Origin of the sequence: Streptomyces ficellus, from assembly GCF_009739905.1 — a bacterium.
Taxonomy (GTDB): domain Bacteria; phylum Actinomycetota; class Actinomycetes; order Streptomycetales; family Streptomycetaceae; genus Streptomyces; species Streptomyces ficellus_A.
In genome coordinates this window covers 26,955-51,676 of record NZ_CP034279.1, presented here as the reverse complement: position 1 = coordinate 51,676, position 24,722 = coordinate 26,955, and the positions used below count along the sequence as shown (strand labels likewise).

General features: G+C 71.2%; 19 protein-coding genes and 2 pseudogenes. 4 read left to right on the top strand and 17 right to left on the bottom strand.

Going from position 1 to position 24,722, the window contains the following annotated elements; all coding sequences use genetic code 11:
- Positions 1–271: 271 nt before the first annotated feature.
- A complete protein-coding gene (locus EIZ62_RS00240) occupies positions 272–1,744 on the top strand; it encodes an MFS transporter (protein WP_156690694.1) in 1,473 nt (490 codons plus the stop codon).
- A 103-nt stretch (positions 1,745–1,847) separates the two neighbouring features.
- Here EIZ62_RS00240 and EIZ62_RS00235 read toward each other — a convergent pair.
- Positions 1,848–2,760: pseudogene (locus EIZ62_RS00235) on the bottom strand (helix-turn-helix transcriptional regulator).
- 162 nt (positions 2,761–2,922) lie between these two features.
- Between EIZ62_RS00235 and EIZ62_RS32885 the strand changes: the two are divergent.
- Together EIZ62_RS32885 and EIZ62_RS32880 are read left to right on the top strand one after the other, a co-directional pair.
- The gene (locus tag EIZ62_RS32885; RefSeq protein ID WP_425281891.1) at positions 2,923–3,069 is read left to right on the top strand and encodes a hypothetical protein; all 147 of its coding nucleotides are present in this window, start codon (positions 2,923–2,925) and stop codon (positions 3,067–3,069) included.
- Positions 3,015–3,383, top strand: coding sequence for a hypothetical protein (locus tag EIZ62_RS32880; RefSeq protein WP_425281867.1), 369 nt, complete (start codon positions 3,015–3,017; stop codon positions 3,381–3,383). The genes EIZ62_RS32885 and EIZ62_RS32880 overlap by 55 nt, the downstream gene beginning before the upstream one ends.
- A gap of 145 nt (positions 3,384–3,528) precedes the next feature.
- Here EIZ62_RS32880 and EIZ62_RS00225 read toward each other — a convergent pair whose 3' ends face one another.
- From EIZ62_RS00225 to EIZ62_RS00200, 6 genes are all read right to left on the bottom strand, one after another.
- On the bottom strand, positions 3,529–4,749 hold the full coding sequence (locus EIZ62_RS00225; RefSeq protein ID WP_156690693.1) for a beta-ketoacyl-[acyl-carrier-protein] synthase family protein: 1,221 nt from the start codon (positions 4,747–4,749) through the stop codon (positions 3,529–3,531).
- Positions 4,746–5,135 carry an acyl carrier protein gene (locus EIZ62_RS00220; RefSeq protein WP_156690692.1) on the bottom strand — a complete coding sequence of 130 codons (390 nt, stop codon included), beginning with the start codon at positions 5,133–5,135 and terminating at the stop codon, positions 4,746–4,748. Before EIZ62_RS00220 ends, EIZ62_RS00225 begins: the two co-directional genes overlap by 4 nt.
- Positions 5,136–5,162: 27 nt before the next feature.
- Entirely contained in the window at positions 5,163–6,314 is a 1,152-nt protein-coding gene (locus tag EIZ62_RS00215) for an SDR family oxidoreductase (RefSeq protein WP_156690691.1), read from the bottom strand.
- Positions 6,315–6,579: 265 nt separating this feature from the next.
- Positions 6,580–8,046, bottom strand: coding sequence for an esterase/lipase family protein (locus EIZ62_RS00210; RefSeq protein ID WP_156690690.1), 1,467 nt, complete (start codon positions 8,044–8,046; stop codon positions 6,580–6,582).
- Complete coding sequence (locus EIZ62_RS00205) at positions 8,043–12,902, bottom strand: ATP-binding protein (RefSeq protein WP_167536297.1); 4,860 nt, start codon at positions 12,900–12,902, stop codon at positions 8,043–8,045. Before EIZ62_RS00205 ends, EIZ62_RS00210 begins: the two co-directional genes overlap by 4 nt.
- Positions 12,903–13,534: 632 nt before the next feature.
- Positions 13,535–15,022 (bottom strand): hypothetical protein, encoded by a 1,488-nt coding sequence (locus EIZ62_RS00200; RefSeq protein ID WP_244375311.1) that lies wholly within the window; start codon positions 15,020–15,022, stop codon positions 13,535–13,537.
- A 155-nt stretch (positions 15,023–15,177) separates the two neighbouring features.
- Between EIZ62_RS00200 and EIZ62_RS00195 the strand changes: the two genes are divergently transcribed.
- Positions 15,178–16,545 (top strand): pyridoxal phosphate-dependent decarboxylase family protein, encoded by a 1,368-nt coding sequence (locus tag EIZ62_RS00195; protein ID WP_156690688.1) that lies wholly within the window; start codon positions 15,178–15,180, stop codon positions 16,543–16,545.
- A 1-nt stretch (position 16,546) separates the two neighbouring features.
- On the opposite strand, the gene EIZ62_RS00190 is transcribed toward EIZ62_RS00195, so the two are convergent.
- The 10 genes and pseudogenes from EIZ62_RS00190 to EIZ62_RS00150 all read right to left on the bottom strand — a co-directional run bounded on the left by EIZ62_RS00190 (position 16,547) and on the right by EIZ62_RS00150 (position 24,706).
- On the bottom strand, positions 16,547–17,323 hold the full coding sequence (locus tag EIZ62_RS00190) for a YhjD/YihY/BrkB family envelope integrity protein (RefSeq protein ID WP_244375310.1): 777 nt from the start codon (positions 17,321–17,323) through the stop codon (positions 16,547–16,549).
- A gap of 318 nt (positions 17,324–17,641) precedes the next feature.
- A complete protein-coding gene (locus EIZ62_RS00185) occupies positions 17,642–19,603 on the bottom strand; it encodes a hypothetical protein (RefSeq protein ID WP_156690686.1) in 1,962 nt (653 codons plus the stop codon).
- 128 nt (positions 19,604–19,731) lie between these two features.
- Positions 19,732–20,076, bottom strand: coding sequence for a hypothetical protein (locus tag EIZ62_RS00180; protein ID WP_156690685.1), 345 nt, complete (start codon positions 20,074–20,076; stop codon positions 19,732–19,734).
- Between the two features lie 62 nt (positions 20,077–20,138).
- Positions 20,139–20,534, bottom strand: a complete 396-nt coding sequence (locus EIZ62_RS00175) for a hypothetical protein (protein WP_156690684.1) — start codon at positions 20,532–20,534, stop codon at positions 20,139–20,141.
- 291 nt (positions 20,535–20,825) lie between these two features.
- Complete coding sequence (locus EIZ62_RS00170) at positions 20,826–21,332, bottom strand: MarR family winged helix-turn-helix transcriptional regulator (RefSeq protein WP_156690683.1); 507 nt, start codon at positions 21,330–21,332, stop codon at positions 20,826–20,828.
- Between the two features lie 32 nt (positions 21,333–21,364).
- Positions 21,365–21,886 (bottom strand): PP2C family protein-serine/threonine phosphatase, encoded by a 522-nt coding sequence (locus EIZ62_RS00165; protein ID WP_425281781.1) that lies wholly within the window; start codon positions 21,884–21,886, stop codon positions 21,365–21,367.
- A gap of 208 nt (positions 21,887–22,094) precedes the next feature.
- Positions 22,095–23,102, bottom strand: a complete 1,008-nt coding sequence (locus tag EIZ62_RS00160; protein ID WP_156690681.1) for a SpoIIE family protein phosphatase — start codon at positions 23,100–23,102, stop codon at positions 22,095–22,097.
- A complete protein-coding gene (locus EIZ62_RS00155; protein WP_244375308.1) occupies positions 23,099–23,647 on the bottom strand; it encodes an anti-sigma regulatory factor in 549 nt (182 codons plus the stop codon). Before EIZ62_RS00155 ends, EIZ62_RS00160 begins: the two co-directional genes overlap by 4 nt.
- Positions 23,589–23,795, bottom strand: a pseudogene (locus EIZ62_RS32210) (STAS domain-containing protein); the annotation flags it as partial. The gene EIZ62_RS00155 and the pseudogene EIZ62_RS32210, both read right to left, overlap by 59 nt.
- Before the next feature lie 32 nt (positions 23,796–23,827).
- Positions 23,828–24,706: an STAS domain-containing protein gene (locus EIZ62_RS00150; protein ID WP_156690680.1), complete on the bottom strand. Its 879-nt coding sequence runs from the start codon at positions 24,704–24,706 to the stop codon at positions 23,828–23,830.
- Positions 24,707–24,722: the final 16 nt, after the last annotated feature.

Genomic DNA, 24,722 nt, shown 5'->3' with positions numbered 1-24,722 from the left:
TTGGTGACCGCGGTGGCAGGCCCGGACCCGTCGTTTCACGATCTTGAGGTGAGCTTGTACCCCCAGGCCAAGTAGCCGTCCGTCGTTTCCCCGCGTTCTGTTGTGAACGTGTGCGGGGGCGGACGTCGCGCTGGTCTGAGTTGCGTCAACCACCCCCGCATTCCCCTTGCTTCCCGGGTGCAGCTCTGCCGTCTGCCCCGGGCCTGGTGCTGTGCTGACCCGTTGCGGCCGGCGGCGGGCTCCCCGATTCTTCTGGATCAGGAGCCTTTCCGTGGTTTCCCCCGCGCTCGGCAACGAGCCGCAACATTCCTCCGAGCCCTCCGCTCAGCCAGGTGCGTCCAAGGTGGCCCTGGCCGCGAAGATCGCCCTGGTGGTGGTCCTGGTCGCCGAGCTCATGAATATCCTCGACAGCTCGATCGTCCTCACCGCCCTGCCCACTCTCCAGGAGTCTCTTGGCGCCGGACCGGCGGCGCTCCAGTGGGTGACGGCCGGCTACTCGCTGACGATCGCCTTGGGCTTGATCACCGGCGGCAGGCTCGGTGACCTCTACGGCCGCCGCAGGAGCTTCCTCATCGGCACCGCCGTCTTCACCCTGGCCTCGCTGCTGTGCGGGCTCGCAGCCGACCCGGGCACGCTGATCGCCGCCCGCATCCTGCAGGGCGGCGGGGCCGCCGTGATGCTGCCGCAGGTCCTGGCCACCCTCCACGTCACGTTCGACGGCGAGCAGCGCAGCAAGGCATTCGGCCTCTACGGTGCCGTCCTGTCGTTCGGGTCCGTCCTGGGGCCGGTGCTGGGCGGTGTGCTCACCCAGTCCGACTTGTTCGGCCTGGACTGGCGGCCGGTCTTCCTGATCAACGTGCCCCTCGGCCTGGCCGTGTTCCTCCTCGGCCGGAAGTTCGTCCAGGAGTCGACCGCGGAACGGGCGCAGCGTCTGGACCTCACAGGTGTGCCGCTGTCCGCGCTGTCCATCGTCCTGATCGTCTTCCCGCTCACCGAGGGCCACGCGCACGGCTGGCCCCTGTGGTGCTGGGCCATGCTCGCCGCCGGCGTCCTCGTGCTCGGCGTCTTCGTCCGCCACCAGCAACGCAGGAAGGACGATGGCCCGCTGGTGGTGCTGTCGCTGTTCCGGGACCGGGCGTTCTCCGGCGGCCTTACGACGCAACTGCTGCTCGGCCTGTCGACCGGCATGTTCTTCATGACCTGGACGCTCTACCTCCAGCGCGGCCTGGGCATGAGCGTGCTCCAGGCGGCCGTGGCCTTCGTCATGATCGCCCTGGGTGAGCTGGCCGGAGCGACGGTCGCGGTAAAGGCCGCCGGACGCTTCGGACGCCGCCTGCCCCAGGCCGGGATTCTGCTCGTGCTCGGCACGATGACCGCTTACGGTCTTCAGATCGTCAGCCGTCAAGGCGACCTGACGCTCCTGGCGATGACCGTTCCGCTCCTGCTGCTCGGGCTGGGCTTTGGCTCGGTCGGCGGGCCGCTCGCCGACATGTCGCTCAGCAAGGTCCCGCACGAAAACGCGGGGTCGGCCTCGGGCCTGTTCAACACGTCCATCCACCTGGGCATGGCCCTGGGCACTGCGCTGACCGCCCTGGTGTTCTTCTCCGCCACCGGTGGCTCGACCGAGGGCGCGCTCAACCGGGATGCGTTCACCGGCGTCCTGTGGTGGGTCGGCGCTGCCTTCGCCGCCATGTGGGCGCTGATGTTCCTCCTGCCCACACGAACGAGCAACCAGACCGACTGAGCTCTAGCCCGCTGCGGCAGCACACCGAAGAACGTGCCGCCGCAGCGGGCAACCCAGAGCACTTCCGACACACGGCCTAGACCCGCCAGAAGCACCAGACCAATCAGACCCGCTGGCCCGGCCGACGCCCCGGCCACAGCGCCCGGCCTCCCGGGGACAGTGTCACGGGCGTTCCGGCGCGCGCCGACGTCGGAGCCGCCGCCGTGGCGTGGAGAGTGCCCAGCAGACTGAGGGCGTGGGCGCTGGGGCTGCCCGGTTCGGCCTGGTGGACGACGAGCTGCTGGCCCGGAGCATCGCGTACGTCGAAGGCCTGGTACGTGAGGGTCAGCGGGCCGACGTTGGGGTGGAGGAGACTCTTGGCGTCCTGGGTCTTGCCCAGTACGGCGTGCGCGTTCCAGAGACGGGCGAAGTCAGCGCTGCGCTCGGTAAGGGCGCGAACGAGACGGCGCAGCCGGGGGTCGTTCGGATCGACACCGGCGGCTTGGCGGCAGATGGCCCACGATCGCCTGCGCCACCGTGCCCCACCGGGTGGAGAACCGTCGGCCCGCCGGGTCGAGGAACGTCATGCGGGCCAGGCTGCCCGCCCGTTCGAAGGGCGAGTGCAGGGCCTCGGACAAGGCGTTGGCCGCCAGGACGTCCAGGGTCCGGTTGATGACGAACGCCGGGGCGGCAGAGTGCCCGTCCGCCAGCTGACGGAGGGCGGGACCGATCACGTTCGGGGTGGGGATGAACGGGCCGAGCGGCACCGCCCTGGCGAGCCGGTGCAGGTGCGTGTACGCGTCGGGTTCCAGGCGCAGGGCCTGGTCGAGGGAGTCGAGCACCTGGGCCGACGGGCGACGTTCACGGCCCTGCTCGAGGCGCGTGTAGCAGTCGGCGTTCATTCCGGCGAGGACGGCCACCTCCTCACGGCACAGGCCGGCGACTCTGCGCACGCCGTGGCTCGGCAGGCCGACGTCCTGCGGCCGCAGGGCCGCCCTGCGGGCGCGCAGGAACGCTCCCAGGTGGTTGTCGGTCACGCCCCTCAGGCCATGCCGCGGAAAGGTGTGGTGCCCGGGTGCGCTCCACCCCGGCACCGCCCGGCCTTGGCAGGGGCTCTTCGGCCCGCGCGGACTCGCTCGGGCCGGACGGATCCACGTCGTCGGCCCGACCTCGTACTCCGCGAGAGGAACACCGTACGCATGACGTTCGTACCCAACGTCGTCGCCATCACAGGATCCGGCAGCAGGATCGGGGAGCGACCGCCCGCCGGCTCGCCGCCGACGGCCACCGGCTGCTCCTCGGGCCGCGGCGCACCGATCAACTGGGCGCGCTGGCGCCAAAGTTGACCCACGCGGGCGGTACGGCGGCCTTCCAGGGAACGGACGTCACCGACGCCGCCGACGTCCGCGACTTCGTGACCGCCGCCCGCGAGCGCTCCGGCAGGATCGACGTGGCATCGGCCACCTGCGGTTCGTCGCCGTCACCACACCGGCGCGCACAACCTCCCCCTACGCCCTGGGCGGGCACCTACGACTGGGAGTTCCGCCGCGACCCCGGCGGACGGCTCCTGACCCGCCAACAGCTCACCGTCCGATGGACCGACGGCGAGGACGCCCCGCACGCGTTCGCCGAGGCCCCCGCCAAGCCCGTCCAGGGATGAGTGCGGCGGTCCCGCGACGCCGCACGCTTCGTGCGACGCCGGCTGAGACCGGACGGTGGGCGTGCTGAGGGGAAGGGGAACCGGACAGCCGCGGCACTGAACGAGCGCGGGGACCCAGCAGCCACGACGGGATCCCGTGCCCGCGTCAGGGACGGCGGAAGACGGCGACGGAGTTGTGGCCGCCGAACCCGAAGGAGTTGGTGACGACGGCGTTCAGCGCCTTCGGGCGTGGGCTCCCGGTGACGATGTCCAGCTCCAGGCCTGGTTCCTGCGCGGTGAGATTGGCGGTGGGCGGGACGACACCGTGGTGCAGGCTCAGGACGCTGCACACGGCCTCGATGGCCCCCGCACCGCCGATGGCGTGCCCGAAGACGCTCTTGTTCGCGGTGACCGGGGGCGAACCGCCGAAGACGCGGAGCAGGGCGCGGGCTTCGGCCTGGTCGTTGAGGAGGGTTCCGGTGCCGTGGGCGTTGACGTGGTCGACGTCGCCCGGCGCCAGCCCCGCGTCACCGAGCGCCACCTGGATGGCGCGCGCGGCACCGTCCCCTTCGGGGTGGGGCGCGACGCAGTGGTGGGCGTCGGCGGTCGAACCGCAGCCGGCCAGCTCGGCGTAGACGCGGGCGGAACGGGCCCGGGCATGGCCGGCGCGTTCCAGGACCAGGATGCCGGCGCCCTCGCCGAGGACGAAGCCGTCACGGCCGGTGTCGAAGGGGCGGGAGGCCCCGGCGGGGTCCTCGCACCGCGTGGACAGGGCGCCCATGCGCCAGAAGGAGGCCGAACCCATGGGGCAGCGGGGCGAGTCGGCGCCACCGGCCACGACGATGTCGCAGGCACCCGCGTCCAGCAGCAGTTTCGCCGCGCCCAGAGCCGCGGTCCCGGAGGCGCACACGGTGCTGGTGCACATCGTCGGGCCCTTGGCACCGAGGTCGAGGCTCACCTCACCGGCCGCCATGCCGGGCTGGCTGCGGGCGACCAGGCTCGGGGAGAGCCCGCCGTAACGTCCGTCGAGGACCTTCACGTACTCGCGGGTGTGATCGAGTGCGGTACCCCCCACACCGACCACGACGCCGACCCGGGTGCCGTCCCACTCCGCCGCGTACAGCCCCGCGTCGGCGACCGCCTCCCTGGCCGCCACGACCGCCATCTGGATGAACCGGTCGATACGCCAGCGCAGTCCGCGCCCGAGCGCCGCCGACAGGGCGTCGTCCGGGACGCGGCAGGAGAAGTCGACGGGCATGCCCTCCAGCGCGGCGTCGGGCGCGGCGGTGGGAGCTCCTGACAGGAGGTGCTCCCAGCTCGGCTTCACGCCCACCGCGGCGGGGGTGACCAGACCGAGGCCGGTGACCGCCACGGGCTCCCGGGTCACGACAGCACACCTTCCGCCGCGGAGCCGGTGCCGGCACCGGCTCCGGCTCCGCCACCGGCGGAAGGTGAGACGACCGGAGGTGAGACGACCGAAGGCGAGAGGGGCTCCTGCACGACCGCGCCCTCGCCCTGCCGCTTCCCGATGGCGGCGTGCTCCTCGAGGATGCGGACGGCCTCGGCGAGCGTCGTCTCAGCCGTCAGACCGGCGGGCTGCTCGAGCAGCTCGATACCGTCCTCCTCTTCGAGGATGACGAGGAGTTCGACCAGCCCCAGCGAGTCCATCCCGAGGTCCTGGAGCGACGCTTCGGGGCGCAGGGCCCCTGGGTCGACTTCGAAGTGGTCGCGGAGCAGTCCGGTGAGGCGCTCTTGCATGGGTGAGGGGTTCATCGCATCTCCAGGCGGGTGAGGGGGAATCTAGGCGGACGTCGCCGCCGGCACGCTCCTGCTCCTGGGCCCGTCGAGGGTGCGGGCCAGATAGGGGACGTCGAGCGGCAGGGGGGCGGGGACGCCGTCGCGTGTCTCTGCCGTGTCGAGTGCGGTGCGCTCGTAGCTGCGCCGCAGATACCCGTACCGGTGGCCGCCGGGCTGCAGCGCGACGGCGAACGACTCGAAGGCGGTGGCGTCGCCGTGGTCCGCCACGACGACGGGCTCGAGCCAGGGGACCATCGACCGGAGGGCCTCGAGCCACACGCGCGCCGGTGTGTCGACGGGGTGGGTCACGTGCCGGGTGGTCGTGCCCGGTGCGCTCTCGTCGCGGACGAGGCGCATGACGGCGTCCGCCGCGTACTCCACGGGGGCGATGTTGGTGGTGCTGTCGGGTCGTCCCGGCAGCCGGACACGGAACACGCCGTCACGGTCCGGGCGCATGCCGAAGTGCCGGACGAGGAAGTCGGGGCCGCGTGCGGCGAGGCGGCCCAGCCGCAGCCCCAGGACGGAGTGGGGGTGGCGCGGCCCCGACGGCACGAGCGGCTTGTCGGTCACCAGGGTGCTGGGCCGCAGCACCAGGGCCCGGCGCCCGTCCTCCCCGGCCCAGGCACGCACCAGCAGCTCGGCCCGGTACTTGGACTCCTCGTACGGGGTCATGAATCCGTAGGAACCGTCCAGGTCGCTTTCGGCGACCGTGCAGTCGCTGCGCCCACCGGCCACGTACGCCGTGCTGATGTGTACGAAACGCGGCCGGCGCCGGCCGGCGGCGGCCAGTTCCAGCATGCGCCTGGTGCCCTCGACGTTGATCGCGCACACCGTCGCGAGGTCCGCTTCGAGATGGGTGGACGCCGCGCAGTGCCACACCTCGTCCACCTCGTCCGCGAGCCGCGCGAACGCCGCAGCGGGCAGCCCGAGACGTTCCGCGTCCAGGTCGGCGCGCACCAGACGCAACTGCTCGGTGTCCACCGCATCGTTCCGCCGGCCGTCGGAGGCGAACGCCAGCGCACGCGCGACACGATCCGCCGCCCGGGGCGGTGCGTCCCGTACGAGGGCGATCACGCGCAGGTCCCGCCGCAGCAGCCGGGACAACAGGTGACTGCCCAGGAACCCCGTCGTACCCGACAACGCGATCGTCCTCATACGGGAAGCCACCTCTCGCACGTCACCCGGAGCACGCGGGCCGCTCGTCGCCCGCTGCCCGGCACACACCCGCACACCACTCGCCCCACAGCGTGGTGTGCCCGGCGGACCGCCGCTGCCTGACACACACAACCAGTCACCCGGATGCCTTGCGCGGGCATCTCGTATCACCGGCCGCGCATCCGCGAAGTCACCGCTGCGGGGGCAGGGAGAGAGCTGCGACGTCACCCCGCCATGTGGCGACGCCCGTACGACAACGCGACAGTCACAGCAGACGGGTACGGATGAACTCCGGCAACTCGCCGCACGCGAGGCGCTGTTCAAGGTCGGCGAGCCGAGCGGCCGTGGGGCCGGTGATGTCGAGGTAGCCGGGGTCCTCGGGCGACCGTGGCTGCGCCGGGCGGGGAAGGGCGAGGGCGGAGGTCGCGGGGGAGCCCCCGGCGAGGTGTTCGCCCATCGCCGCGGCCGGACTGACACTCAGCCGCATGGGCTTGTTCGCGAGGAACCGCCACACGTCCTCCTGTACGGCCGGCAGGCTCGGCAGGCTGCCGTGCTCGCCGTGGACGTACCGCGTCTGACCCACCCAGGGGAGCTGCGCGGAGGCCAGCGGTACCCGTCCGTCGCCGTCCCGGTCGGGGTGGTGGGGGACGCGCGAGGTGACGCGGTCCATGTGCTGCCACAGGAAGCCCATGCGTTTGTTGTAGGCGAGGCGGAACAGCGTCTTGAATCCGGTGCCGGCGATGACGGCCATCCGGTCGCGCTGCCGTTGGTCGAGCGAGTGGTGCCAGGTGTGCAGGTCCCGGTGCTGTTGGGCGGTGGCGTCGAGGAGGGACTGCAGGCGCAGGAGTTCGGCGGGGCTCAGCTTCAGGTGCCAGGCCGCCGCGTCGTAGAAGTCGAAGTTGCCGCATGGGTGGTCGTAGTCGGGGCCGCCGTCCTTGGCACCGCCAGTCGCGGGGTACACCCCGGCGGGGGCGGGCAGCAGCCCGAGGACACCCGACAGGGAACGGAACGTCTCCCGGGTGAGATACCTGCGCAGCAGCGTGAGGAACTCGTGTCCCCAGAAGTGGTTCTTCAGGTAGCCGCCGATGGCCGGCGAGCCGTAGTGCGGCGTACCCAAGAAGACGATCTTCCCGATGCGGTCCCACAGGTCCGGGTGGCGCATGAGCGCGGTGCGCACGACGAGGCCGCCCATGCTGTGCGCCACGAGGTGGAGAGGGGTCTTCGGTTGGTTGGCCTCGTGCGCCGCCAGCACGGTCTCATGGAGGCGGTCCGCGCTGACGCCGAAGGGTTTGCGCCAGTCGTACGGGAAGGTGAGGTGCTGGACGCCTGCCTGCCGCTCGGCGGCGAAGAGGAAACCCTCGTAGGAGGCGTCGACGGCCACGGGCTGGATCTTGAAGGAGGGGTGGGCGTCACTGTGGCCGTCGGGACCCAGAGCGAGGCTGTCGATACGGCTCCGGGAGCGGATGTCCAGCCACCAGACACCGCCGAGTCCGGTACTCGCGAGGACGCTGCCCATGACGCCGGGCACGAAGACGAGGTTGGTGGGCTCGGCGGCGAGATGCCCCGTCGGGGCGGGGCCGGCCGATCGACGGAGCTCGTCATAGGCGTCAGGGCCGAGCAGGGAGCGCAGTGCGTCGGCGGCTTCCGGGTCGCGCACCAGGGCCATGCGGTCGGCTGTGCCGGCCGTGAGGAACCGGTGAGCGATGTCGTGCGGGTGGTGCGGTGTCGTCACGCTTGCCTCGCTCGTGTCGGCGGTGTTCGTCGGTCGGGCCGGTGCATGGCCGCCACTTCGTGGGCCTTGGCGACGAAGACCTGGTCGTCGTTGACGTAGCTGTAGAACAGGCCGCCGATGCTGCGGTACTCGTCCCAGAAGAACTTCCGTGTCTGGGCGAGGGCTTCGCCGGCGGAGGTGGGAGCGCCCTGGGCGTTCCGGGTGTAGAGGAAGTGGAAGAACACGCTGGCGAAGCGGGCGGCGAAGTTGGTGGGCACCTTGCACTCGCTGCCGATGTAGGCGCGGCTGCCGCGCTCCAGGAAGGTGTTCTGCAACTCGTTGCTGTAGGTGTGCTCCGCCGCCGACGTCTCGCACGCGTTGATGAAGATGAGCGGCTTGTCCAGCAGAGGGTCGTCCCCCATGTCGGCCAGTTGCAGGACGTCACATGCGTCGCTGGTGCTGCCGAACCGGAGGCTCGGCTTGTTGCCCGCTCCGGTGGCCGCCTGGCAGAAGACGTAGATGAGCGCGACGGGGGAGGGGTCCCACAGGAACGCCGACAGCTGCGCCTTGCGGTCGTCCGCCGAGACGGGAAGGATCTTCGGCTGCCAGGTGGCCAGCTCCAGGGCGTGTTCCTGGGCCGCGGCGAGGGTCTCGTCGTCCGGCCCGCCGCCCCAGTACATCAAGTGGGCGCGTACGGCGTCGTCGTCGAGCGACCGCGTGGACTCGCAGGGGTGTATGACGTGCGAGATCCGCAGGCGCAGGCCGAGGAAGTCGTGCGCCTGCACCGGCTGCCCCGGGGGCGGCAGGGTGCCGCGGTACAGCAGTGGCCAGGGGACGTGCTGGGGCGTGCAGTCCTTCCAGTGGATGGCCAGCCGGTCGCCGGGCTCGAGGTTCTTGACGAGAGTGTGGAGGTCGGTGCCCTCCGGGAACATGGCCTTGAAGAGCTGCCGGCCGGCCAGCGCCAGCGCCCGCAGCTCGTCGCTCCGGGCGTCGGCCGCCCATGCCTGCTCGTCCTCGTCGTGGACGGACGACAACGTCTGCTGCGACCAGTCGAAACAAGGATGGAAGTCCCGCAGACGCTTGGCGACGTCGGCGGCGGAGATGCCGTTGTACCGCTGTGCACGGGTCTGCCAGTACGCGTCCAGGGCGACCTGCGCGTCCCGGACGCGCTGCCCCGCGGTGGCCGAGGGCTGCCATGCGGTCACGTCGGTCCCCTGCCGCCTGCCGGCCACCCGCAGACTCCACCACGCCTGGGGAGGGTTCACGTACAAGGACAGTTCACGGGCGGCTCGTTGCCATTCGTTCGGAGCCTTGAGCGCGGTCTGGCTGGCCGGAACACGCTGCCGGGCTCTCGTCTGCACGCCACCGCGATGACGCCGGTGAGGCCGCGTCGGGCATAAGACGCGCGGTGCCTCCCCGACCGCGGACCGCTCGGCGCGGCGGTCGTCGGTGCGGTGGCCGTCGGTGCGGTGGTCGTCGGGCCCGTCGCCGGTGGGGTCGTCAATGCGGTCGCCGGTGGGGTCGTCATCGCGCTCACCCGTGCGGTCGGCCGTGTGGTCGTCGTCGGCGGGAGCATCCGTGCGCCGGCCGCCCTCGCCGGGGCCGTCCGCGGGCCGGCCGCCGTGGGTGGGCCCGTCCGCCGCCGGCGGGCGCTGACCGGGCAGGCCGGGGGACGGGACATCCGGCGGGTCACCGGTTGGCGGGCCGCCGGGCGACAGCAATCCGTCGAAGGGCGCGGCCGGGAGGGACTCCTCGACCGGGAACTCGATGGTCAGCTCCCGGTACGGGTCGTCGTCGACCAGCACCATGACGTCGATACGGGCCGTGCCCGCCTCGCGGGGCGTCACGACGACGAAGCGTTCCTCAGAGTAGCCGTCAGGCGGGATGAGCAGCTCGAAGTCGATGTTCCACTGGGGCTGGTCGCCACCGACTGAGGCGTTGGCCCGGAACCTCGGATCCCCCTCGTCCCGTACGGAGAGCTCACAGGTGGAGGACCACACGATCCAGCGCGTCAGCAGCCCCGCGGCGGGGATCTCGTCCACCGGGATCACCCGGTCACCCGCCGTCAGGTTGTCCGGGTGGTCGTCCGGCCCCACCTGGAAGCAGCCGGTGTGACTCTCGGCCACCCGTAGCGGGGCCTCGTCCAGAGCCGTGTCCGTGAACCAGAAGTTGATGTGCTGGGCGTCCACCGCGTCCAGTTCGTCGACCGGGAGCACGTGCTGGGCCGGCGCCGGTCCACCGGTCCCGTGGCCCGCTTCCTCCGGCCCGTCGCCGTTGCCGCCGGAGTCGCCGTCATCGACACCGTCATCGTCGTCGTCGCCGGGGAACCCTGCCGAGCCGGGAGCGACGGGAGGGCCGCCCTCACCGCCTCCGCTTCCGCCACCGCGCGCGTGCGCGCTGCCGGGCGGGTTCTCCACCCCCGCGTGCGACGCCCCGTCGGCCCGCTCGTCCGTGTTGCCGCGTTCGTCCGCGTCGCCCTGGCCGGCCGCGCCCTGGCCATCAGCACCCTGACCGGCCGTACCCCGGCTCGAGGCGCCCCACTGCCCGACGCGCGCCTCGACGCAGAGGTTCTCCAGCTGCGTCAGGAAGTCGTCCGCGTCGGCGGAACTCACGAGGGGAGCCCGTGAAGTGGGCCGGCGGCGGCCGGGGGCGGACACGGCGGCCCGCCCGGTGCCGATCTCGCGGGCGGCACGCTGCTCGGACGCCTTGCGCAGGCCGGGGGCGTCACCTGCCTCGGCGAACAGCTCCGCGGCGTGCTCCAGCGCGGAAACAGCCTGGGCGGACCGGCCGGCCAGCCGCAGCGCCAGGTACGTCCCGTAGTGGGCGCGCGCCTCACCGAGAACCCACTGGTCCTCGAAGCTCGCCCAGGCTGCCGAGTCCAGGTCCTGCAGGGCGCGTTCGAGGTCGCCCTCGGCGATCGCCAGCAGGCCGGACAGGTGCGCGAACACCGCCTGAGCGCGCACGTCACCCCGACTGCTCATGCGTTGCCGACCGGCGTCGACGAGTTCCCGGGCGGTCCGGATCCCGCCCTCCACACGGTGCAGCAGGTAGGCGACGACGACGGTCGCGAGGTCGGCCACCACGTCCGGATGGTCCGCGGTGTGCTGCGTACAGGCCGCGAGGTTGTCCAGCTCGGCGGCCAGCCACTCCGCCGCCTGGGACGGCTCCCGCAGGGAGGGCGCGAACTCCGGCAGGGACCCGCTCAGCGCGTCCGCGGACTGCTGCCGGGTCTCCAGCAGGTAGGCGGCTGTCGCGGTGCGCCGGTAGTAGTCGACCAGCCGCCGTCGTACCTCCTCCTCGTTCCCGGCCAGACCCCCACTTCCGGCCGAACCTCCAGCCCCATCCGAACTGACATCCCCACCCGAGCCCTCGTTCCCGGCCGGGCCGGCCGTCTCCGTGTCGGCGAACTGCTCCGGCGAACCGGCGTGGAGGTAGGAGGAGACCAGGACGTGCATGCGGAAGCGGCCGGGGGAGACCTCGGTCAGCAGGCTGTGCCGGTACAGCGACTCCAGACACTGGTCGGCCTGTTCGACCGTGGTGTCCGCGAGCACGGCGGCGGCGCGCTTCTCGAGTTCGGGGCCGGGGTGCATGCCCAGGCGCCGGAGGAAACGTCTTTCGGTGTCGTCGAGTGTGCGCAGCGAGGTGTCGAGTACGTCCGAGATGGACGCGCGTCCACCGGAGAGGCGGCTGAGGCGCCGCGGGGCGCTGGAAAGGTCGGTGACGAGGTGCGGAACCTGCCAGGTGGGGTGGGCGAGGAGGACACTGGCGGCGAACACGAGGGCGAGCGGGAGGTTCCCGCACAGCCGGGCGACTTCTCGGGCGTCCCGCGCGTCGCCCTCGAACCCGCGGTGCCGCAGTAAACGGTCGAAGAGCGCGGTGGACGAGTCCGGCGCCAGCTCATTGACGGGTACGGATCTGGTCACCTCCGCGGCTTCGAGGCGGATTCTGCTGGTCACGACCGTCAGGCAGCCGGGGTACCCCGGCAACAGGGGTTCGACCTGGCTGAAGTCGGCCGCGTCATCCAAAATGATCATCATGCGTTTCGACGCCAGCCAGCTCCGCCACATGCCGGCCCGGCCGTGCACGCTCTCCGGCTGCACCCCTTTGGGAAACCCCGCCGCCGTCAGCAGAGAACCCAGCAGCTGAAAGGGGGACGCCGGCTCGTCCCTCGGGTCGTGCCCCCGCAGGTTGATGAACAACTGCCCGTCGGGGAACCGGTCGGCCTCGGCCAGGCGGTGGGCGGTGTGCACCGCCAGCGCCGTCTTGCCCACGCCCGGCATGCCGTGCACCAGGCACACGGACGGCTCGTCGGCCGCCTGAGCCACCTCGACCAGCTGTTCCACCTCGCTCTCACGCCCCGTGAACGTCGGTACGTCACGAGGCAGCATCCGCGCGGGGCCCAACCGGTCGAACACCGTGGGGCCGGGCAGGCACGAGGCGGCGGCACCCGACGCGTCCGGTGCCGGCAGCGCCAGGCCGCCGGTGGCACCCACCAGTCCCGAAAGCTGTATGACCGGGACGCTGTGGGCGAACGTCGCCAGATACGACAGAGCGGCCGGCTGCGACAGGACGGTGCTCCGGGCGGAGACCAGCAGCTCGTTGAGCAGGCGGTGCACGTCCTGGTCGGCGGCCGAACCGCCCCTCACCAGGTCCTGCAGCCGACGCTGGAGCGTGACGGTCAGCTCGTGCTCGACGTGCGCGTTCGCGTCGTCCCGAGCGGCGAGGATCAGCTCACGCGCCTCCTCCAGCTCCAACGACACGTTGTCGGCCTCGTCGGGCTGCGCGTGGCGGAACAGATCCACCATCCGGTCCCGGGCGAGCTGCCAGGCATCGGTCGCGAGGGCCCCCACGATCGAAGCCGACGTCGCAGCAAGCACAAGTGGATCCATCAGGCCCCCGCCCAATCGCCCGTCGTCCCCAACTGTACGAGCGGACAGGGCGGCTCGGGCCCGTTTGGACAGGTTGTCCAGAAGCATCAAATAGCGTTCCGTTCACGGTGACGAGCGGCACCACGCGCCCCTTGGCGACGTCATGCCGGTTGGTTGACTGGTGCTGACGATGTGACGGATGCCTGCCGCGGAGCAGGCGCGGAGCAGGCGCGGAGCGAGGCCGGAGCAGGTGTGGTCACCTGCCGGGCGTGCGTACGACGGAGGAGTCGGCCCGATGCGACCCGCTTGCCAGGGGCCGGTCACCCGCGGAGCCACCCCCGGTCGGATCCGTGCCCGTACCGGCGGCGTCCCCGCCCGCACAGCACCGCGGAGACAACGGCAATCCCGGGTCATGGAGCATGCGCATACCGTTCTGAGCAAGGCGTACCGCGCTGGACGACGCAAAGTGACAATGCCCTGTCACACACGGAAGTCCAGATGCGGCACGAACAGGGCCGATCACAAACAGGGCCGATCGAGGCAACAACAGACGCTAGGCCCTGCCCGCGCACCGCTTTCGCCCTGTTACCGAATCGCGACAATCTGTCACCCTCGCACCGCCCGACCGCGCCGGGGCGGCCTCACGCTCCGGACCGGGGAAGCCCCGCCACCGCCCACTTCGCCCGGGTGGACAGCCGGCTGAGGGCCTTCGCCGACTCGGCCCCCACCGTGCCCAGCAGGCGTCTCGCGTGCACCATCGTCGTACGGGCGAGGTCCCCGTCGCCCGCCTCCAGCGCGGCAGCCACCAGCTCCAGGTGCTGCTCGGTGACCAGCCGGCCCAGCCCCCTGCGGTGCCACTCGGCAACCGAGTCGTCCGGTGCGCCCCCCTCCAGCCCCAGCGCCGTCCGCGCCTTGTGCAACGCCCGTCCGGCGGCCGCCAGATCGCCCTTGACCCGCTCCAGGCGGGCCAGCGCGTACGCCTCCGACGCCCGGTCCCACGCCGAATCCTGGAGGGAGAGCAGATTGGCCTGCGCGCGGGCCGCCTGGGCCCAGTCGCCGACGCGCTCCAGCGCACGGCTCAGGCGCCTCAACCGCTCGGCGTCCGGGCCCGTGTCGTCCAGCAGGCGAATCAGGGCGGCCCTGGCGTGCTCGACGCGGCCCTGCCGGAAGGCCAGGTCGATCCACGTGAACGGTGACTCCGCCTCCCGCCCGAACCGCTCGGCCTCCGGGCCGGCCGCCCAAGCGCCGACCGCCCCCGAGCCGACCGCTCCCGAGGTGGCGGAGCGCAGGAGCGGGGCGTCCTCGTCGTGCCCGTACGACGCCAGCAGTACCGCCGCGAGCCATCGCTCCTCGAACCGCTCCGACCCCACGGTGTTCTCCCGCTCCAGCAGGAAGCGGAGCAGCGGCACATCCTCTTCCCTCCGGCCGTCGGCCCGCCGGCCCTCATCCCTCCAGTCCTCATACGCGGCCCACAGGATGCCCGCTCGCAGTACGGCGTCATCGGCCACCGCCTTCCGCACACCGGAGTCACCGGCCCGCAGCCGCTCCAGCGCCTCCCGGCCGGGACCGAGCACGACATCGCGCAACGGCACGCGATAGGACTCATGGAGCCGGTACGCACAGAGCTCGCGCGCGTTGAGCAGGACCTGGTGCGGATCGGTGCGCCCGGCCGCCGACTCCGCCATGGCGAAGAGCTCGACCAGGGGCCGTCGGGGCAGACCGAGACCGCTGAGCAACGCCTCGCGCTGTGCGTCCAGTTCGGGGGCGAACTCCTCGCGGGCCTCGTCGTCCCCGGCGCGCACAGCGGCGATCATGCCGTCCTCGTCGAGTTCGGAGGTGAGCCCCTCGCACCACTCGGGCAGCCGGACGAGCATTTCCAGCGCCTCGCCGACGCTGTCCGCGATCAGCACCGCGTCGCCCTCGGAGGAGGCGTGGAGCACGGCAGTGCCCCCGCACAGGAAGTACGTTCCGCCGGTGTCGTCCCCGGCTATCGGCTCCAGCGGCTTACCCGACGCCAGCCGCACGTCCTCGGCGTGGTGGACGCGCTCCACATCGAAGTTGAACGGAAACGCCGCAAGTTCGGCCAGTTCGGGTCGGGTACGCAACAAGTGCAGAACGCGATCTGTCATACGCCCGACCCTAGGCCGCGTGCCCAGACGGTCCTCACCGTCCTAGCCGCGCGAGCGCCCTCGTCGCCCCAGCCATGCGGGCCCCAGCCGCGCGATCACCTCCGCGCCACCACCCGCGTTTGCGAGGCGCCGACGCGTGTCCCATAGTCCGAAGTATGGACGCGCGCGAAAGGGCGCTCCGACAGGCGTACGACCACGCCCTCCGCTGGCTGGCCGACCTGCCCGACCGCCAGGTCCCCGCCCGGGCCTCGGTCGACGACATCGTGCGGGCGCTCGGCGCGGACCTGCCCGAGGCCCCGAGCGCTCCCGCCGACGTCGTCGACCTCCTGGCCACGGCCTGCGAGCCGGGCCTCACCGCCTTCCCCAGCGGCCGCTTCTACGGGTTCGTCGTGGGCGGTACGGAGCCGGCGGCCCTCGCCGCGGACTGGCTGGTCAGCGCATGGGACCAGAACTGCGTGATGCGCACCGTCTCGCCCGCGTACGCGGCTGCGGAGGAGATCGCGAGCACCTGGCTGCTCGACCTTCTCGGACTGCCCCGGGACAGCGCGGTCGGCTTCACCACGGGCGCGACGATGGCGAACTTCACCTGCCTCGCCGCCGGGCGCGACACCGTGTTGCGGCGGGCCGGCCGGGACCCGGCCCGTGACGGGCTGGCCGGGGGACCGGCGGTGCGGGTCGTGGTGGGGGAGGGGCGCCACACGGCCGTGGACGTCGCGCTGCGCTATCTCGGGCTCGGCGCGCCCGACATCGTGCCGGCGGACGACCAGGGGCGCATCCGGCCCGACGCCCTGCGGCGGACGCTGGCGGGCGGCGGGGGAGGCCCCGTGATCGTGGTCCTTCAAGCAGGCGAGATCCACTCGGGGGCCTTCGACCCCTTCGACGAGGCGATCCGTGCCGCGCGGGACGCAGTCGCCTGGGTGCACGTCGACGGCGCCTTCGGTCTGTGGGCGGCCGCCTCACCGGCGTACGCACGCTTGACGGCGGGCTGCGCGGCCGCGGACTCCTGGGCGACGGACGCCCACAAAACCCTCAACGTCCCCTACGACTGCGGGCTCGCCGTCGTACGCGAGCCCTCCGCCCTCCGGGCGTCGATGGGACTGCACGGCGACTACCTCATCCAGCACGAACACGGCGATCCCTCCGACAAGGTGCCCGAACTCTCCCGCCGCGGCCGGGCCTTCACCGTGTGGGCCGTGCTCCGGTCCCTCGGCCGCTCAGGGGTGGCCGACCTCGTCGACCGGCTCTGCCGGCACGCCTCCGCCTTCGCCACCGGCATCGCCGCCATCGACGGTGCGACCGTGCTCAACGACGTGGAGTTCACCCAGGTCTGCGCGTCCTTCGGCAGCGACTCCCGCACCGAACGGGTCCTCACGAGGCTGCTCGACGACGGCACCGCCTGGATCAGCGGCTCCACCTGGCACGGCCGACGCGTCATGCGCATATCGGTGAGCAACTGGTCGACGACCGACGACGACGTGGCGCGTACCCTCACCGCGATCCAGCGCGCGGCCGCCGGAGCCTGACTCAGGTGGGCGCGCCGGGGCCCGGCCCCCGGGAGGGCGGCGTTTCCGGACCATGAGCGCCGGAACGGTGCCCGCCCGGGCGATCGGTGAGCATCCGGCCGACCACCGCCCCCAGGTGGATGACCACACCCACCGCCACCAGCCACGAGATGATGATTATGACGACGCCCACGGGGCCGTACCGCTGCTCGTTCGCCACGATGGACTCCGAGAAGTAGCGCGCGGAGAACAGGCCGAGGCCCGTCCAGCACACGCTGGTCACCAGCGCGGCGGGCAGGAGGGCACGCCACCGCACCGCGCCGGACAGCAGCACCCAGATCGTGCCCCACCAGAACGCCACCGCCCAGACGAATCCCGTCAGGCTCCGCAGCGGCAGCCCACCCGTCAGACGGCCCAGCGCGGTCTGCGCGGCGCCGAACAGCAGCAGACCCACGAGCCAACCCACTTGCAGCGTCATGTCGCGCATACCGCGGCCGGGCACGTCGAAGAGCACCTGGTACCAACTCTGCAGGGTTCCGGCCACGGCCATGGCCCCCAGCGCCATGAGGAAGCCGCTCACCACCGTCACGGTGTCCGAGCCGGGCCCGGGCACGATCAGCGACGCGACCGCCTCCGCCGCCTCCTCGGTCAGTCCCAGCCACCGGATGACGACCGTCGCGGTGTCGCGCCCGGTCGCCTCGGTGAGGACGATCAGCATGGGGAAGAAACACAGCAGCGCGAGCGCGGCAAGCTGAAGCGCGTGGTTGAAGAAGTCGGCCTCGGTGAGCCGGCTCCACATGTCGCCCCACAGCCTGCCCGGCCGGCTTGCCTTGAGCCGCCTGGCCGACTGCGGTGGCCACTGTCCGCCCCGCGGTGCACCCTTACGCCTGCGGCGAGCCTCGCCTCCCATGCAGGCATTGAAGCTCGCGGCCCCCTGCTTGTCGCGCCGCCGTGCCGAACCGGCCCGTACTCCGTTCCGGTACGTCAAGCCGCGCACGGGCCCCCGGAACCCGCACCGAGTCGAGCGTCCGCCGCCGAACCGACCCCGCACCCACCCCAAAGGACCACCCTCAAAGGAGCACCCGCAAAGGAGCATCCTTCAACGACCCGCCCTCGCCTACGCGGCCAGCAGCTCCTCGATGGTGCCGCGCTCCGGGTGGTGCGGGTCGCTTCCTGTCAGCCGCCGGTACAGCCGCTGCCAGGCCTCCTCATCCCCCACGGGCAGATGCGCGCGCACCAAGGCGGCGAGCTGCTCCACCGTCTCCCCGATCTGTGGCGGAGCGTCCGGCCGGCGGCGGGCGTCACCGAGGACGCGCAGCACGCACGGGCCCTGACCGAGGCGCCGCAGCAGGTCGTCGGGGGTGAGGAGTCCGGCCGTGAGCAGGTCCTCCAGCTGTTCGGCCGCCCCGTCCTGGTCGGCGCTGTGGTCCAGCCCGGCGCGCAGCACACCGTCGTCCGTGAGCCAGGACTCCGGGTAGGAGCGGTGCCGGCGGTAGTCCCTGCGTATCGCCTCGATGTTGCGGGCCGCGACGTCGGGCGGCGTACCGGGTCGGTTGAGCATCTGAGGCCAGTACCGGAACGGCTCGCGGGCGTGCTCGGCCTCCAGATACGGCCAGTCGGGCTCCGGGAAGAGCTCCATCAAGCGGTCGGCGGCGTCCGCGCCTGCCCGCGGGCCGAGGCGGCGCAACCGCGCGGCGAGCTTGGGCGTGGTCAACTCCTTGGCCGCTCGCGCCCGGAGGGCCGCCTCCGGGTCGTCAGCGGTCAGCGCCTTCTCGCAGATACGGGTGACCGCTGGGCCGACGTGGCCCGTGGCGAGCAGCCCCGACAGCCGGGACGGGCCCCCGTGCCGCAGCAGGTTGAGGCAGCCGGTCAGTTGCTCCTGCATCTTGAACTTCGCCCGATGGGTGCTGGCGAAGGCAGCCTCGATGAGTTCCGGTTCGACCGCGTGGAGGCAGTCGGGGAGTGCGTTCCATGGAATGCGGTCGGCATGAGGCGCAAGCTGCACGGCCGGGTCGGTGACGACTCTGCGGCGTTCCTCGGCGGAGACGTAGAAGTGGTGGCCCAGCACGGCCAGGTGGATCTCAGGATCGCCGTACGCCAGGAGCCGCAACGCCGTTCCCGGGGTCAGGTCGATGCCGCGGGCGATCACCAGCAGGGCGTCACGGTTACGGCTGCGCAGGAAGTGCTCCAGAACTGCTCTGGGCGTGCCGATCCGTAGCGCGACGACGTACTGCGCCAGCAGAGTGCCCAGGTTCGGCGTCAGTTCGGTCATCACGGCGTCCAGCACATCGGTGTCGCACCGTCGCAGCACCTCACCCGCCGGCCACCACCACTGGGCGCGGAACAGCTGGTCCTCGACCTTCCCGCCGACTGGCTTGCGCTGGGGCAGAAGCAGGTCGGCGGAGGCCGCCACGGTGTCCTGCGACTGCTTCACCAGCGCCGCCCAACTGGACAGCGCACCAGGGTCTCTGCAGTCCGGCCGGCAGGCCGCGTCCACCGCGGTGAGCAGTTTGAGCCAGGCCGTCGGGTCCGTTCCCAACGAGCTCGTGAGGAGTGCCCGCAGTTCCCGTTCGAATGCATGTCGAGCCCGTTTGTGGTTGAAGCGCACGCGTATCGGCATCGTCCAGCGCGCCGGATACTCCTCGACGATGTCCGCGGCAGTCAGCGCTCCAGCCTCATAGGCCGCCGCCAGCCGGACTACATGGGCCGAGGCCCGGTCACCGGCGGCCGTGCCGGCCGCCACGTCGCTGCGGAGCCGCTCCAGTGCGGTACCACCGTCGGCCGGGGGAGTCGGATGCGGCGCCCTGACCTCCGCCGGCAGGTCACAGCTGCGCCACGCCTCCGTCAGCCATTCGGGGCAGCCAACGGCCCGCGGATAGCGGCCGGGATGCGTACGCACCAGAAAGCGCACGACGTCGCCCTCGGCAGGCAGCGGCGGCGAACCCTCTCCGGGCTCCGCAGCCAAACGGCGCAGCAGATCCACGGCGGCCACCGCCGCCAGGTGAACCTCTTCGTACGGTGCGTCATGCGAACGGGCGCCCATCTCTGCCTCCCCCATGGCGGTCCTGACGATCAACATCAGTGGACCACACGGCACTGACAACGAGACGGCCCCGCCCCACCCGGCCCTCCCACCGCACGATGATCACCAGCCCGCGGCCACAGGAAGGCCTTGATGCCGCAGCAATTTCACCAGTCGCTGCCCCTCTACTCCACCATTTCAGGCTCATCCTGCTCGAAGGCGATACGGCAGCGTTCGACCTGGTCGGCCACCTGCTCCATGAACCAGCACATGATCTCGTAGGGGATCACGCGTTCGTCAGGACTGTAGACGCGGACGGTAGGTCGCAGGTTCGGATCCTCGTCGGGGACAAGCGCCACGAGGAGCGCAGCACCGGGCAGGTACGTCACCCCGCCATGCGGGTCCTCGTCCCCGTCGGCCGGCGCGGGCCGGGCCTCGCTCAGCTCCACGGCCCAGGCGTCGTCGGCCAAGGCGTAGTGAAACAGGACGGCGTAGTGACGACCCGCGTGCTCCTGCAGCTCCCATGGCATCCCCGCAGGCTGCCACAGCTTCCGTGCCGGAGTCTCCTGCGTATCAGGCTAGGGGAGCCGCATCAAGGAATCATGACGCAGTGGTTCTCGATGAACCTGCCGCTGCGGTCCAACCCTCCGCAGACCGCCAATCGCGGATACGCACGGAACTCCCGGTTCACGCTGAACCGCCACCGCGACACGCCTGCCTTGCTGGCCCGGTAATCGCCCACGAAAGCGCGCAGCGTTCCCGCGATGCCGTCGCGCGTGGTCACCGTGATGTCCTGCACGTAGTCGCGCCCCTGGTAGGCGGTGGCCACGCAAATGTACGTGCCGCACGTCGACTTGACCTCCGCGCTCGCCGGCGGCGCGGTCACCAGCCCGAGCGCACTGACCACGGAGACCGTAGCCGTGATGGCTGCCGCCCGTCGACCTTTCACGGTCACCGGCTGGAGCTTGACCGGACCCACGTACTTCATACGGTCCCCCTCGTGGCGCTCGTCAGCTGCGTGCACACTCCTCCCCACTGTCACGGCCCCAGCCGTAAGCCGCAATGCCGACAACGGGGCGCATTCGCCTGTACGTGAGGCGCGAGGGGCGCGCGCGGCATCCCGCACGACCTCACCACCGGTCCGACACGTGGTGATCGGGTCGATGGGAAGGCTGCGCTTCTTCACCTGCCCCAGTGATCATCGTCCGCGGGTTCCAATGGACCTGCACTGACCACGGGCGGACGAGCTCCAGCGCCGCGGAGCGGACGCCGCGGTGACTCAGGCGGATGCGACAGGCGGCGTCGTGCCCGCGTCCGTTGCTCCTCCAGGATCAGCGGCGTCCTCTGTGGCGAGGCAGAAACTGCTCAGTCCGGTGGCAAGAGCGGTACGTTCCGCGGGCGGCATGGCGGAGATGACGTCGAGCAGGGCGGCTTCGCGGCGTGAACGAAGCTCCTGCAAATAGGTCTCACCATGGCCTGACAGGCGTAGTTCCAGCTCTCGCCGACTGGAAGAGCTGGGCGAGCGCTCCACGAACCCCAGTGCATCGAGGCGGTCACACATCCGGCTCACCGACGACGGTGCCGATCCGAGTACGTCACCCAGAGTGCGCAGGTTCATGGGCTGGTCGCGCTCAAGGATGTACAAGACCCGCAATTGCGAGGTCGAAACGGGGGCGGGGGACGTAGTGTCCCGTCCTTTGTTCCAGAGCACTTCGAGCAGTTCGATGACCTCCCGGGCCGAACGCGCGGCTTCCCGGACGGCGCTTGGCGAACTCTCGGAACGCATGTCCTCAACTGTGACACTTCGCAACGTCCTTGTCAGTCGCTGAGACACAAGGGCTCCTCCTTCGCAGCTGGCCAAGCCCAGCCTATGTCCAGGCGCAACCAAAGCCCAGGCTCACCGAAAGCCAGAGTCGTGCTGAGAACGTGCTGGCTGCCCGGTTTGGGGTAGCCGATTCCGCGGCCGCGCACTTCGAGATAGGAGCCGGTTCCGTCGGACCGGATGAGGAGGGCGGGCAGGTGGCTGCCGTTGGCCAGCCGCAGCTCGCCATTGACGGGGTTGAGCCGGGCCAGAAGCACGGTGGCCATGAGGTTGCGGTCGAAGGGCGTCAGTACCTGGTCCGTGCGTTCCACGATCGTTTCGAGCGGATGACATTCGAGCACCAGGGTCCGCACGGCGTGTGTCACTGTCAGCGCGGTTCGGGTGCTCGTGAGGCCGTGTCCGAGGGCGTCGACGACGGTGATGTGCGCGGTTCCGTCGGGCAGGGTGAACCAGTCGTACAGATCCCCGCCGGTGGGGTCGTCCACACCGGTGGGGTCGTAGTGGACGGCGAACTCCACGCCCGCCACCTCGAGCGGCCGGGGACGAAGCGCGTCCTCCAGCGCACGCAGAGTTCGTCCGTGAGCCTTTCGTATGTGCTCCTCGCGTGCTTCCAGCTGTACGTACAGAGCCAGAACTCCGCTGTCCGTCTCCGCGAGTTCACGTTCGAGCCGACGGTGCTCCGCGGCGAGAGTGTCGCCGCGCGTGATCGCCGCGTGCCAAAGCTTGTCAGGAGCCGATGGCGAGGGCGGTGGCGTCATCGCGGCGTCGGCGGTGGTGGTGGACCAGTGAGGCGACCATGAGCGGTGGAGGGAGACGCAGGTACGCGGCGGACGCGTCCCGCGCCCACCGGTGATCGATTCCGTCGGTGTGCACGAGTACAACGGAGTCACGGCCGTGCAGCTGGAGAGTGTGGACGCGTGGTGTCGGCATGTTGTAACCGACTATCCCCGGCTGTCCGAGGAGTTGTTGGTGGATGCCCTGGGGCGAGAGGGTGAAGACGCGTACGTTGCCGGTGCCGCAGTATTCGACGTGATCGGAATGCGTGCGGACGACGGCCGCGGCCGCGCCGCGGGTGTGCCGCAGCGCCCGGTGAATGGCGGTCATGATGTCGGCGAGGCCGTGGTCGGCGAGCGGATGGAAGGTTCGTACCGCCCGCTGGACGGCCGCGGCGGCTTCGGGGCCGTGTCCCAGCCCGTCGAGAACCAGCCCGGTCCGCACCTTCCCGTGGCGCACCACGGCGTAGTTGTCGCCGCACTGCTCCTGGCCGGATGCCGGCAGGCACAGCGCGCCCACGGCGGTCGGCGGCGGCGGTTGCAGGTCGAGCCGGGGGTCGGCGATCCAGGCATGGGCGAGGGTGCCGTACGCAGATCCGGAGCGAATGGTGAAGTGCGTCGCGATGCGGCGCACCGCCCCCAGGCCCGCCCCGAGCGTGTTGGTGGTGGTGTACCCGTCGGTGAAGCTCAGATCGAGATCGGCGATCCCCGGGCCCTGGTCCACCGCCAGGATGTCCATACCGTTGCCGGCGGCGCCGGGCTGGAGGTAGACGGCTCCGTCGCGGGCATGCTTGTGGATGTTGCTGGCGAGCTCGCTGGCGAGTACCGCTGCCCGGTCCGGCAGCGCGCCGGGCAGGCCGCAAGCGCGTGCGACCTCGCGCGCCTGGTTGGCGGCGGCGTACACAGCGCTGTAGTGGTCCATGGGGATGTGGACGGTCGGCATCCCGGGGGCTGGGGTCACGGGCGAGAGGTCCAGCGGACCGCGACGACGGTGGTTCCCTCGCCCGGCACGGTCTGGACGTCGAACTCGTCCATCAGGCGGCGAGCGCCGCCCAGGCCGTGGCCGAGACCCGATCCGGTGGTGTACCCGTCGATGAAGGCCGTCTCAAGGTCGGGGATCCCGGGCCCTTGATCGGACACGGACAGTTGGAGACCGGTGCGGCCGGACCGTTGAACGGTCTCCAGCGTGAAGGTACCGCCGTGCCCGTGAATGTAGGCGTTACGCGCCAACTCGCTCGCGGCGGTCACGATTCGCGTCTGGTCCACCAGGCTGAAGCCCATTCGCAACGTCAGGGCGCGCACGGCGTGGCGGAGGGTCAGCAGATCCTCCTCCGAGTGGAGCGGGTGCTCGGTGGCAGTCCCGATGCGTTCGGGCTGGGGCTCGGACTCGGGCCCGGGCCTGATGGCGGCGGATCCCGACGGCGCGGTACGTACGTTCTCGGTCAGGTCACCGTGGGGGATCATCGGCAGCCCCTTCTTGAGGCCGGCGAGCTTGGTACCAGCCAAGCGCGGTCATCCCCTGCTCGGCGTTGAGGGCGGTTTCCACCCCGTTCAGGCGAAGGTCCAGCTCCACGAGCGTGATGGACACGGCGGGACGCATGCCTGCCACCACAACTCGCGCCCCCAGCAGGCGGGCGGTGGTGGTCAATTCCACGGAGGCGCCCGCAGAGGCGCCCACAGAGGCGCTCACCGGGTTGCCGCAGTGCTGGCCCGCGGGACCGGCTGCTCGGTCCGGTTCATCGCGGCAGCAAGCGCGTCGGCCAGGGTCGCCCGGGTCAGGATGGGGGACAGGTCGATGCCCAGCTGGGCGATGATCTGGGCAATGGGCGGGCGGATCCCGCTGATGAGGCAGTCCGCCCCCATGAGGCGTACCGCGTTGACCGTCTGCATCAGATGGTGCGCCACAGCGGTGTCCACGGTCGGGACGCCGGTGATGTCGATGATCGCCACCTGAGCCTCGTCCCGCTGGATTGCCTCCAGGAGGTTCTCCATGACGACCTGGGTGCGGGTGGTGTCGAGTGTGCCGATCAGGGGCACCGCCAGGATCTTGTCCCACAGACGCACCACCGGAGTGGACACCTCCAGCAACTGCCGGCTCTGTCGCAGGATGATCTCCTCTCGTCCCTCCACGTACGTCTCGAACGACAGCGCGCCGGCGGCGTCCAGGAGCCGGTTGACCAGCAGCGCCGCCGAGTAGAGCGTGTCGGCCTCGCGAGTGGAGTGCTGGACCGCCTCGAGTAGGGCTTCCTTCAGCGCCAGCACGGCCAGCGACGTGGCCGTCGGAGTCGCCCCGCCTCGCGCCCGGCGCAGGGACAGCTCGACGATCGCCTGGTGCAGCAGCGGCTGGGTGGCAACCACTCGGCCCTCTGGCTGCGTGCTCTCCAAACCGGAACGCAACGCGTCGACCAGAGCGTCGGCCTCCTCCCGCAGCTCGGCCTCGGTCGTACCGCTCCCGAGCGCCGCCTGCTCCAACTGCAGCTGCACCCAACGGTCGGCCACCTTGTCAGGATGCTCCCGCAGAGCCGCGAGGACATGCGTGCGAGCCTCCGGCTCACTGGCGTTCATTTCCATCCACCTTCGC

Bases quoted from the DNA above. Each gene is read 5' to 3' on its own strand.
- EIZ62_RS32885 (WP_425281891.1), top strand. From the start codon at position 2,923: ATGACGTTCGTACCCAACGTCGTCGCCATCACAGGATCCGGCAGCAGG.
- EIZ62_RS00220 (WP_156690692.1), bottom strand. From the start codon at position 5,135: ATGAACCCCTCACCCATGCAAGAGCGCCTCACCGGACTGCTCCGCGAC.
- EIZ62_RS00215 (WP_156690691.1), bottom strand. From the start codon at position 6,314: ATGAGGACGATCGCGTTGTCGGGTACGACGGGGTTCCTGGGCAGTCAC.
- EIZ62_RS00200 (WP_244375311.1), bottom strand. From the start codon at position 15,022: ATGACAGATCGCGTTCTGCACTTGTTGCGTACCCGACCCGAACTGGCC.
- EIZ62_RS00195 (WP_156690688.1), top strand. From the start codon at position 15,178: ATGGACGCGCGCGAAAGGGCGCTCCGACAGGCGTACGACCACGCCCTC.
- EIZ62_RS00190 (WP_244375310.1), bottom strand. From the start codon at position 17,323: ATGTGGAGCCGGCTCACCGAGGCCGACTTCTTCAACCACGCGCTTCAG.
- EIZ62_RS00185 (WP_156690686.1), bottom strand. From the start codon at position 19,603: ATGTTGATCGTCAGGACCGCCATGGGGGAGGCAGAGATGGGCGCCCGT.
- EIZ62_RS00180 (WP_156690685.1), bottom strand. From the start codon at position 20,076: ATGCCATGGGAGCTGCAGGAGCACGCGGGTCGTCACTACGCCGTCCTG.
- EIZ62_RS00175 (WP_156690684.1), bottom strand. From the start codon at position 20,534: ATGAAGTACGTGGGTCCGGTCAAGCTCCAGCCGGTGACCGTGAAAGGT.
- EIZ62_RS00170 (WP_156690683.1), bottom strand. From the start codon at position 21,332: ATGCGTTCCGAGAGTTCGCCAAGCGCCGTCCGGGAAGCCGCGCGTTCG.
- EIZ62_RS00150 (WP_156690680.1), bottom strand. From the start codon at position 24,706: ATGAACGCCAGTGAGCCGGAGGCTCGCACGCATGTCCTCGCGGCTCTG.